The organism is bacterium SCSIO 12844, assembly GCA_024397935.1.
Lineage (GTDB): Bacteria > Pseudomonadota > Gammaproteobacteria > Francisellales > Francisellaceae > M0027.
In genome coordinates, this window is record CP073743.1 from 2,856,206 (window position 1) to 2,867,661 (window position 11,456).

Annotated in this window: 8 protein-coding genes; 4 read left to right on the forward strand and 4 right to left on the reverse strand. The window is 32.3% G+C overall.

From position 1 onward, the window contains the following. Window positions 1-3: 3 nt before the first annotated feature. From mfd to KFE69_12595, 4 genes are all read left to right on the forward strand, one after another. Complete coding sequence (gene mfd, locus KFE69_12580) at window positions 4-3,477, forward strand: transcription-repair coupling factor (protein ID UTW44081.1); 3,474 nt, start codon at window positions 4-6, stop codon at window positions 3,475-3,477. 88 nt (window positions 3,478-3,565) lie between these two features. Further along, window positions 3,566-4,096, forward strand: coding sequence for a sel1 repeat family protein (locus tag KFE69_12585; protein ID UTW42304.1), 531 nt, complete (start codon window positions 3,566-3,568; stop codon window positions 4,094-4,096). A 114-nt stretch (window positions 4,097-4,210) separates the two neighbouring features. After that, window positions 4,211-5,227, forward strand: coding sequence for a succinylglutamate desuccinylase/aspartoacylase family protein (locus KFE69_12590; protein UTW42305.1), 1,017 nt, complete (start codon window positions 4,211-4,213; stop codon window positions 5,225-5,227). 3 nt (window positions 5,228-5,230) lie between these two features. Then, the gene (locus KFE69_12595; GenBank protein UTW42306.1) at window positions 5,231-6,505 is read left to right on the forward strand and encodes an MFS transporter; all 1,275 of its coding nucleotides are present in this window, start codon (window positions 5,231-5,233) and stop codon (window positions 6,503-6,505) included. Here KFE69_12595 and KFE69_12600 read toward each other — a convergent pair. The 4 genes from KFE69_12600 to KFE69_12615 all read right to left on the reverse strand — a co-directional run bounded on the left by KFE69_12600 (window position 6,499) and on the right by KFE69_12615 (window position 11,436). Further along, window positions 6,499-7,554 carry a hypothetical protein gene (locus KFE69_12600; GenBank protein ID UTW42307.1) on the reverse strand — a complete coding sequence of 352 codons (1,056 nt, stop codon included), beginning with the start codon at window positions 7,552-7,554 and terminating at the stop codon, window positions 6,499-6,501. The genes KFE69_12595 and KFE69_12600 overlap by 7 nt on opposite strands. Before the next feature lie 156 nt (window positions 7,555-7,710). Beyond that, window positions 7,711-9,105 (reverse strand): ABC transporter permease, encoded by a 1,395-nt coding sequence (locus KFE69_12605; GenBank protein UTW42308.1) that lies wholly within the window; start codon window positions 9,103-9,105, stop codon window positions 7,711-7,713. Window positions 9,106-9,109: 4 nt separating this feature from the next. Then, on the reverse strand, window positions 9,110-10,087 hold the full coding sequence (locus tag KFE69_12610; GenBank protein UTW42309.1) for an ABC transporter permease: 978 nt from the start codon (window positions 10,085-10,087) through the stop codon (window positions 9,110-9,112). Window positions 10,088-10,164: 77 nt separating this feature from the next. Then, window positions 10,165-11,436 carry an MFS transporter gene (locus tag KFE69_12615; GenBank protein ID UTW42310.1) on the reverse strand — a complete coding sequence of 424 codons (1,272 nt, stop codon included), beginning with the start codon at window positions 11,434-11,436 and terminating at the stop codon, window positions 10,165-10,167. Window positions 11,437-11,456 lie beyond the last annotated feature (20 nt).

Consider the following 11,456-nt stretch of genomic DNA (forward strand, 5'->3'; position numbering starts at 1 on the left):
ACTATGTCTTATCTTAAAAACTTACCAAAGCTAAAACCAGCTACTAAACCAATACTCACCTCAGCAGTTGGTAGCGCACGTGCCTTTGTTTTAAAAGAGTTATATGATCAATATAGTCAAAATCAGCATAGCTTACTTATTATCACTGATAGCTTACAAAAAGCTAATCAGCTCTATGATGAATTAACTTATCTAGTTGATGAGGATAAAGTTTACTTATTTCCTGATTTGGAGACATTACCTTACGATCGTTTCTCACCTAGTGACGATATTATCTCAGAGCGTTTAAAAACATTATATGCACTTAAAAATAGCCAAAATAACTTACTTTTAATTGCGTCAATTACAACTTTACTTAAATATCTACCACCTGTTAATTATCTTGAACAATCAACGTTTATTTTAAAATGTCATGATAAATTAAATATTGATCAATACCGCTTAGAACTTGAAAAAAGTGGCTATCATTGTGTCAATCAAGTCAGTAGTCGTGGTGAATTTGCCATTCGCGGTAGCTTATTTGATATTTTCCCAATGGGTTCTGATTATCCATTTCGTATCGATTTATTTGATGATGAAGTTGACAGTATCCGCATCTTTAATATTGATACTCAACGCTCTGAAAAAGCCATCGAATCAATTAACATCCTACCAACAAGAGAAATAAAATTAGAACACAACAGTATTAATCTTTTTGCTAGTAACTGGCAAGATACATTTAAAGACCGTGGTATTAATGATGAAACCTACCAAGATATTTTAAACAATCGCTATATCGGTGGTATTGAATATTATTTGCCCTTGTTTTTTGAAAGCGTTAGTACAATCTGTGACTTTATAAATGATAATACGATCATCGTACACTTAAACCAAACTTTCGATGCAGCTGAACACTATTGGCAAGATATCAATCATCAATATGAACAACTCAGATACGATACAACAAAGCCAATTTTAGCACCTGCTTGTGTATTTTCTACACCCATTGAATTTTTTAGGAAAATTAAATCTTTTCCTCAATTACATATCTATCAGGATGATACTAAAGAAAAAGGCCAATTACTTACATTTAAACCATTAACTGATTTAACTGTACACTATCAATTTAAACAACCTTATAAACGTCTACTTGAATTTATTCAATCCAATGACAATCAGAAAATTATTTTTAGTGCTGACTCATTAGGCCGCGCTAAAATCTTAGAAGAGCAGTTAACTTCATCAAACTTAAAAATTGAGTTTTGTGATACATTTAACCATGCAATGAATGCTAGTTCTAATTTAACTTTGATTCATGCGCCATTTAGTCGTGGCTTTCGCTCTGATACTTTATCTTTAATTACAGAAAGTGAGCTATTTAGTAATCATGCACCTAATTATATTAAAAGTAGTAAAGATAAAAAATATAAAGATCATGAACATACTCAATTAAAAGATTTATCTGATTTAACAGAAGGCTGTGCAGTTGTTCATATTGATTATGGTGTTGGTCGCTATGAAGGCTTAACCATACTTGACTTAGGTGCTAAGCCTCAAGAATATTTAACCTTAAACTATGCTAAAGGTGAAAAGCTGTACGTACCGATCCAGTCATTGAATTTAATCAGCCGCTATAGTGGTACTGAGCTTGAAAATGCACCTTTAAATCAATTAGGTACTGATAAGTGGGATAAAACTAAAGAAAAAGCTGCAAAGAAAATTCAAGATGTTGCAGCAGAACTACTCGATATTTATGCCCAAAGAGAGTTAAAATCAGGTTTTAGCAACCAATTTTATGAAAAAGATTATTTATCATTTGCACAGAAATTTCCATTTGAAACAACCCCCGATCAACAAAAAGCAATTGATGCAGTATTAGCTGATATGCAACAGTCACAACCAATGGATCGCCTAGTCTGTGGTGATGTTGGTTTTGGTAAAACAGAAGTTGCAATGCGAGCAAGTTTTGTTGCTGTAAATAATAATAAACAAGTTGCTATATTAGTACCGACAACGCTCTTAGCCCAGCAGCATTATAATAACTTCAGTGACCGTTTTGCCGATAGCGCTATTCGCATTGAAGTTTTATCACGCTTTAAAAGTACTAAAGAGCAAAATAATATTTTAAAACAACTTCATTTAGGTCAAATTGATATTATCATTGGCACACATAAATTATTATCACCAACGATTAAATTTGCAAATCTTGGGCTGTTAATTGTTGATGAAGAGCACCGTTTTGGCGTAAGCCACAAAGAAAAAATCAAAGCATTAAAAACAAATATTGATATTTTAACAATGACAGCAACGCCTATTCCACGAACATTAAATATGGCCCTATCGAGCATCCGTGATTTATCCATTATATCTACCCCACCATTAAAACGCCTATCTGTTAATACATTTATACGCCAAGATCATAGCTCAGTGATTCGTGAAGCCATTACTCGTGAAACATTAAGAGGTGGTCAAGTTTATTACCTACATAATAAAGTCGAGACAATTTTTCAAAGAGCTGAAAAATTACAAAGTTTATTTCCTGATTTAAAAATTGTTACAGCACACGGTCAAATGCGTGAGAAAGAACTTGAACGTATTATGTTTGATTTCCAACACAAACGCTCACATATTCTTGTTTGTACAACCATTATTGAAACTGGAATTGATATTCCTAATGCTAATACGATTATTATCGATCGAGCAGATAACTTTGGACTTGCACAACTACACCAATTAAGAGGTCGCGTTGGTCGCTCACATCACCAAGCCTATGCTTATTTATTAACACCACCATGGAAGTCATTAACCAAAGATGCACAAAAACGCCTAGAAGCATTAAGTGACCATGAATCCTTAGGCGCAGGCTTTATTCTTGCATCACATGACCTTGAAATTAGAGGTGCTGGCGAACTATTAGGTAAAGAGCAAAGTGGTAATATTGAAGGTATCGGCTTTAATTTATATCTTGAGTTACTCAACCGCACTGTAAAAGCTTTAAAAGCTGGCAAAACAGTTGATTCGATAGACTTTGATTTAATTAAAAATCATACTGAAGTAGAGCTACGGATAGCAGCTTTAATTCCTGATGATTATATGCCTGATGTTCATCAACGATTATCATTATACAAACGTATTGCTTCATCAGAGACACATGCACTACTTAATGACATTAAAATTGAAATGATTGATCGTTTTGGTATTTTACCTGAAGCAACTAGTCATCTATTTGAGATCTGCCATTTTAAAATCGATGCCAACCAATTTGGTATTGCAAAAATTGAGCTTAATAGCTCAGGTGGCAGAGTAGAGTTTATTGAACCTTTAATATTTGATCCAATTAATTTAATTAAATATGTCCAAAAAAATCATCAAAATTTTCAACTCTCCCAAAATGGTAGACTTTTAATTAAAGAAAAATTACTGACTGCCCAAGAAAGAATAGATTTTGTTAAACAGTTATTAAAACAATTTAGCACTTTTAATTCAGTAGCCGCTTAAAAATAATGCAACCTCTGATTGAACGAATATGTAAATTTCAGTAAGCTATAGCCAAACTTAGCTTGTGCTAAAAAATAAAGGTAACTATATGCTTAAAGCACTTATTAAAGTAATACTCTATTTTAGCTTTATTATGCTAAGTGCCTGCGCATCAAACAACACCAATACCAATCCGATACCAACATCACTTGATCAAGTTGCAGCCAATCAAAAACTCTATCAATCTAATATTCCTAAAGATAGCACGATCTCTGCTGAAGCAGCTTATCAAAAAGGTGTTGATTACACTACAGGTGAAAATAATACAACACCAGATCTAATCGCTGCAGTTAACTGGATTAAATACTCTGCAAGTAAAGGTTATGCTGAAGCTCAATTTAAACTTGGTTTAATGTATTTACAAGGTATTGGCGTACCTGTAAATAAAAAAAATGCTTTTTTATCAATGCTAATTGCAGCCCAATCTGGCCAACCACAAGCACAGTATTATTTAAGCTACTTCTACCTTAAAGGCATTGGTACTGAAGAGAATTTTATTTTAGCTGACTATTGGCTATCTCAAGCAAAGCAAAATGGCGCCATTATTGAACGGCTAAATTTAAAACATATCGATCAATAAGCTATATTCCTATGTTATTGCATTATTGTATGCGGTATGGCCAACGGTTGAATCGATATACCCTTTAATGTTAGCATATGCACCATTAGCTCAAAATCTTTGTTAAGGCTTTTTATGAAAAATCATACACTAAAAATATGTAATGCAAATATTCATCCAGGTGAAAAAGCCACCTTAGCCTTACCATTACCTGAGCAATACTCTTGTTCTCCTATGTATATGCCAATTAAAGTGATTAATGGTAAACATGAAGGGCCATGCCTATTAACATTTGCAATGATTGATGGTAATGAGTTTAATGGGCTTGAAATTACTAATCAACTTTATGATATCATTGAACCTAGTGGGCTTAATGGCACAATGATTATCATTCCAGCATTAAATGTTTATGGTCTTACACATTATCCTAAAACTACGCCTTCAGGCGTTTCAATTGATAATAGCTTTCCAGGTAATGAAACAGGTAACTTTAGTGAACGAATCGCCTATATTTTTACAGAAGAAATTCTTAAAAAAGCAGACTACTGCATTGAATTACAGACAGGGTCACTTAACCATGAAATTTTACCTCAAGTTTATTGTAACTTTGATAATGCAAAAACTAAAAACCTAGCTAAAGCCTTTCAAGCACCGGTAATAACTGAAGTTGAAACCTCCAAAAGTGCACTAAGACAAACGACGGAAAATCTCAATATTCCATTGTTAGTTTATGAGGCAGGTGAAGCAATGCGCTTTGATCAAGAAGCGATTACAACTGGCTTAGAGGGTGTGCTTAATGTTATGCGCAAAATCAAGATGATTGACGAAGAAGCTGATGATCAAGTCTCTCCTTTATTCTCTAAAGATGAAGATTGGCTAACCTCACCTTCATCAGGTATTTTACATACTGAAGTAAGCCTTGGCGAGTATATTAAAAAAGGAGAAAAGATTGCGCGGCTTTCTGACCCATTTAGTAATGAAAATACAACCGTTGTTAAATCGCATATTGATGGTGTTATCGTTGGCATTAATCGATCACCTTTAATTCAAGAAGGTGCTTCTATTTTTAAAATTGATTCATTTATTGATAATGTTAAAGCTGAAGCATTAATCGAAGAGTGGGAAGAATCACAGCCAGATATAAACGAGTAACTTATGATTGATAACCAAAAAGTTAGTGTCATTGGAACAATCATTTGGCTTATTTGTGCCTTATTTTTTATGTATGAATTTCTTTTGCGTACATTACTTGGTACTTTTGAGCACCCAATTATGCATGATCTTGAACTAAATTTTATAACCTTTGCTATCTTAAGTTCAACAGCATATCAACTTATTTATGGCCTTATGCAAATTCCAGTTGGTTTAATCACTGATCGCTTTGGCTTAAAACGAACTTTATTTATTGCAACGGTTATCTGCTCTATTGCTGTGATTGGCTTTGGCATGACCCATACATTTAATACAGCCGTTATTTTTAGAGTATTAATGGGATTTGGCTCAGCTTTTGGCTTTATTTGTTTACTTGTTGCCGTCTATGACTGGATGCCAAGAAAAAATATTGCATTGTTTATTGGTATTTCACAATTTATTGGCACCATGGGTCCTATGCTTTCAGCCGGCCCTATGAATGCCATTGCGAATGAATCTCATATAAGTTGGCGCTATATTTTCTATATTCTTGGCATTATTGGCATCTTTATTGCTATTTTGGTTATAATAATCGTAAAAAACAATCAAAACCAAGTAGGTAGTTTTCAAATACTAAAACGGCCACGGCCATTAGCAAGAGATATCTATGGCTTATTTAGACAACCTCAAGTTTGGTTGATTGCAGTTTTCTCGGCCTGTGTTTATTTCTCTATCGAATATTTATCAGAAAATAGTGGTAAAGCATTTTTGATGCTGCACGGCTATAGCTCTAATAGTGCATCTTATTTATTAACAATCTCATGGCTTGGTTATGCCATAGGCTGTCCGCTTTTAGGCTTTATTTCAGATTTAACCTCTAAGCGCAAACAAATGATGGTACTTTCTGCTATTTGTTGCATTATTTCAATCTGTATTATTATTTATTTTCCATTGAATCTTACTATTTTATACATTGCGTTTTTCTTACTTGGAATCGGTGCAAGTGGCCAAAGTATTGGCTTTGCGATTATGGCTGAACAATGTAATCATAATTACCTTGCTGCAGGCCTCGGCCTAAATAACGCAATGATTATGCTTGTCACTTCAATTAATGCACCCATTATTGGTTGGTTATTAGCCTCTGTATCGGATAACTCCAAAAACATAACCATCGACAATTACCAACAAGCCTTTATTATCATGCCTATCTTAATGGCTATTGCGCTTATTATTTCATTATTTTTTATTAAAGAGACCTTTTGTAAATCAACAAAAGAGATTACAAAGCTTAGTTATTGATCAAGTTGATGTTCTACTTCTTGATTCTTTTGATCTGCATAGCTTGAGAAAACAAGTCGTTCATCGTTTATAGCTAACTGTTCAAATGCATTAGGTTTATTTTTTAAAACACCTCGCCAGTTAGCATCTGAAATATTTAACAGTTCTCTGGCTTTTTCAAAATAAGGTTGTGCTGCTTGATAGGCCTTTGGCATAGTTGTAGTTGAACGTGATTTAAATAAGTTTGTATGATGGGACATAGCTCGAGCACCATTACATAATGTTTGAACTAAATCATTATCAGCCATATTAGTTAACAAATGATCTGCAATTTTGCGTTTATTTAAATCTCCAGTTGCTGTTTGTGCTTGTTGCAAGCCACCTCTAATTAATAGTTCTGCTGCAACTATTTGAGGTTGCTCACTTTCAATAATATTAATTACATTTTCTTCTGTCAGCAATTGGTAATTAGCTTTATCAATAGCGGATAAAGCATTAGTAATCATAAGGATATCATCAATTGATAATTGATCTAAATCTATATGAAGATCTATATCAGGCATTTTTTCTTGTTGCCATTGAAATAAAGAATTTCTAGCTGCCGCATCAAAATCTTTAGAAGTTGGATATTCAATTCCAAATTTTTGACAAGTATTAGGGTACTTCATAAAAACATTCGCATTACCCATTACTTCCATAGCAATTTCTTCACCCTGAACTGCATTACCACCCTGTCCGCCAATACTACGTAGGTTTGAATTGATTTCTTGTAGTTTAAATGCATCAATGAATGATTTATTACTATTTAACTGACAAAGAATATAAGCTTCATCTGCTGAATGTAAATTAAATAATTCATTAGCCTCTGTGTTTAGTTTTTCCCAACCATCTTGCATTTTCTCATGATTTATTAGTAATGAACTTCTTTCATTTGTCGTCAAAAAAACCACATGATCATAAATATTTTCAAATTGAATTTCTTCTTGGTTTTGATATGCTAGATCATCAACCTTATGATAAATAATTTTTGCTCTCTCAAACCAATCTTGTTGTTCTTGAGTTAAAGCCATAATAACAACCTCCTATATTGAAAAATTGAATAGTTTCTAAATAGATAAAATTCCTTTTTTACCTACACAAGCCAATGATAGAGGAATCATTTAAATAAAAATAACGCTTATTTTAAGGTAAAAATAAATCAAGTTTTATGATAAAAGATATCTGTTTTAATTAAGCTTTGGGTCCAATGCATCTCGTATTACATCAGCAAACAAATTAGCTGCTAAAACGAGTATAAACATAAATACAAATGCCGCTAATAATGGCCACCAGATAATTGGTTCACGTGCAAGCTCTAATCTTGCACTATTAATCATATTTCCCCATGATGCCATTGTTGGATCAACACCAATACCAACATACGATAAAATACTTTCTGCTAAAACCAAACTACTAAAATCAATCACTATAGATATTAAAATAAGATAAACAATATTCGGTAAAATGTGTTTTCTTAAAATAGTAAAATTAGATGAACCAAGTGATTTAGCTGCCATAATATAATCTAACTGCTTTACTTTTAAAGTCTCTGCCCTTAATAAACGGCATAAGCTACTCCAGCTTGTGATACCTAAAATAATGCATAAACCTAAAAGACGTAAATCACTTCTTTGCAAACTTGATGCAAAATGCTCACTGTATTTACTCATAATTACGGTTAATAATAAAGAAAACGATGCGATCAATAAAATACCTGGAATTGAATTTAATGTGGTATAAATATATTGAATAATATCATCGACAATTCCACCAAAATAACCACTTAATACACCAAAAATAACGGCTAATGGCAATAAAATTAATGTTGTTAGAGTACCAATGATTACGGCTGTACGAATACTTTTAACAGCTTGATATAATACATCATTGCCAACTTTATCAGTGCCTAAAAGGTGAAAATACGGTAACAGATGATAAACAATAAAGATCAAAGATAACAAGATTAATAAAGTAAACCAAAAACTTAGCCAAGCGCTGTCAAACTTTCGCCTAACTAAACGTGCTAATACATCTCGATAACTTGTTTCTAGGCGAAAACGACAATAGAGTACCCATAATATAAATAACACACCAACAAATACTAGTGCTTTCAAAAAACCATGTAATGAAAGTAAGATTATATTATTTAACCTTGATAAATTTGTATAAGGCAATGGTTTTAAATGCTGTAGTGGTGCATATGCTCTATGTAATTTAGCATGTTTATCAACTTCTGATGACTTTACAAATGATGCTTTACTAAATGGCATTGAATAAGTAGTTTCACTTAGATCATGCCAGGGCGATAAATATAAATCTAATAGTGTCTCACTATACGGCTTTGTACTCACTTGAGCACTATCAGTAACTATAATACGTTTAAAATGAACCGAATCACTCAAAGCAATAATTAAATACAGGGCTAATATCAATCCACAGACAACACCTAACTTTGATGATTTAACATGATAAAATATTTGAGCTAAATAAGGTGTTTTTCTAAAAACAAAAATTAAACCAACAAAAATAATGACTAATAACCACAATAACAAATCAGTATATAGAAAAATAAACTCTACCATAGATTTACCCTAACCTAATTCTAGGGTCTACTAAAGCATAGGTAATATCGGTTAAAATAAGTCCTAAAATATATAAGAGACTACCTAAAAATACCATTGCTCTTAATGCAGAGAAATCTTGTTGAGTAATCGCATCAAGTGTATAACTTCCAAGACCTGGAATACCAAAAAAACTCTCCATAACCAACGACCCCATAAATAATGAGGGAATAATCACAACAACACCAGTTAATATGGGTATTAAACCATTTTTTAGAATATGAACAAACATCACTCGTCGCTCACTTAAACCTTTTGCCCTTGCAGTTTTAACATAGTCTTTTGACATTTCTTCTAAAAATATGACACGATACCAACGAGTACCAGAGCCAATACCACTGATAATACCAATAACAACGGGTAATATAACAAATTTCCAAGCATCAATACTGCCCTGATAGCCTGATATGGGCGTTAATTTTAAGACTTTGCCAATTAGATATTGGCCTGCGATAATATAAAATAATCCAGATATTGACATTAAAGCAACACAGAGAAAACTACCCCAAACATCCAAATAGGTACGCCGAAAAAAAGCTAAAATCAAGGCAAAAGTAATATTGGTTAAAATACCTAAGATAAATGCTGGTATTGCTAATGCTAAAGATGGCCCAATACGATGACTAATATCATAACTAATATCACGTCCATCATCCCCTTGACCAAAGTCAAATATAAATAATTTCAGTGATTTTTGAAAAAATATTGTATCTGTAATTAATCCTACACCAGAATTTTTTTCATTGATAAATAAAGGCTTATCATAACCATGAACAATTTTCCAGCGTTCAATTGATTCGTTAGATACATGCTTTTCTCCCAAATGAATTCTAGCCATATCATCAGGTGTATTAACAATAAAAAATAAACAAAAAGTGATGATATTAACGCCAATTAATATAGGTATCGCATATAATAGGCGCCTTATAATATAATAAAGCAATAATAATTCCCTTTATATTTATTCCATACTATTAAAACTAGACAAGCTTTTCAATAAAATAAAGTAAACACTGATGATTAAACTAATCTTTTCTCCGCATAAGGGTAAGATTCTGCCAACTTAAATAAACTAATATATAAGCCAATAACTGAAAGTATAATATAAGGCATAAAACTCCAAAAATAAGGGTCTGAATAATTATAAAAACAATAGGTTAATAACCCTCCTACTACAAGTTGCATCACACCTCCGCTTAATGCAGCAAACATATTAAGCATTCCACTTAATAAGCCAAAATTTTCTTTATTATACTGATCTTTAGCAATCACAATAATAAAACCTTGAAGTGGGCAAACTAACCCTAATATTAAAAGACAAAACAAAAAGACTAACTCTGGCAATTGCAGACTAATTAATAAGATTAAGGTAATTGATTGCAGCATAAACCCTACAACTACAATTGGTTTTCTTTTTTTAATATAATCAGAAATAATTGGAATAATAATTGCTCCAAGAATCATTCCCAGCCAAAAAAAACCAATCATAAACCCAGCTTCTATTGCAGTTATTTTATAATTAAAGGCCAACATTGGAATCAACCAAAACCCTGCTAATGATGCAACTGGTGACCAAATAATAAAACCGAGTAAAGACAATTTAAGTAGATGTTTATCACATAAAGCAGCTATTACTAATTTAATCATTGTCCGTTTTAAATTTTTATTAATGTCCATTTTTACTAATTTAGATTTCTTTTTAATTGGTGAGTCGACAAATAAAAATAAAATAAAAAGAACTAAGGAGATAAAACAAAATACAATTGAAATTTGATGCCAATTATAAAACTGACTTAAATAAGCAATGGGGCTTTGCCCCATAATTGCACCAATACCTAACAATGCCTGTAAAACACCGACAAAAAATGAAAAACATGTTACAGGCAGCCACTCAAGTATGGCACGTATGGCACATAAAAATGCAATGCTTGAACCTAAACCTATCAATACTCGAGCTATTAATAACATCCAGAAACTACTTGTGACATACATCAATAAAGTACCTAAAAAACAACACAACAACATCCACAACGTAATTTTCTTAACACCAAAACAATCAATTAAATATCCCCCTGGCATCTGCATAATAATATAGCTTATAAAAAATACTGCTCCCATCAAACCAAGCTTAAAATCAGTAATATAAAACTCTGATTTAATTTCTTGTAAAAACACACTAATTGAAATCTGTAAAAAGTAGTCAAAACAATAAAATAATGCAAACAAGCTAATAACTATTAGTCCTATTTTACTTATATCGTCCTGGTATTTCTGTTGATATTTTAACAACATATTTAGCTATCCTTGAAAAT

What these genes read in the sequence shown, in the direction of transcription:
- mfd (UTW44081.1), top strand. Translation starts at nt 4, where the DNA reads ATGTCTTATCTTAAAAACTTACCAAAGCTAAAACCAGCTACTAAACCA.
- KFE69_12615 (UTW42310.1), bottom strand. Translation starts at nt 11,436, where the DNA reads ATGTTGTTAAAATATCAACAGAAATACCAGGACGATATAAGTAAAATA.
- KFE69_12595 (UTW42306.1), top strand. Translation starts at nt 5,231, where the DNA reads ATGATTGATAACCAAAAAGTTAGTGTCATTGGAACAATCATTTGGCTT.
- KFE69_12605 (UTW42308.1), bottom strand. Translation starts at nt 9,105, where the DNA reads ATGGTAGAGTTTATTTTTCTATATACTGATTTGTTATTGTGGTTATTA.
- KFE69_12585 (UTW42304.1), top strand. Translation starts at nt 3,566, where the DNA reads ATGCTTAAAGCACTTATTAAAGTAATACTCTATTTTAGCTTTATTATG.
- KFE69_12590 (UTW42305.1), top strand. Translation starts at nt 4,211, where the DNA reads ATGAAAAATCATACACTAAAAATATGTAATGCAAATATTCATCCAGGT.
- KFE69_12600 (UTW42307.1), bottom strand. Translation starts at nt 7,554, where the DNA reads ATGGCTTTAACTCAAGAACAACAAGATTGGTTTGAGAGAGCAAAAATT.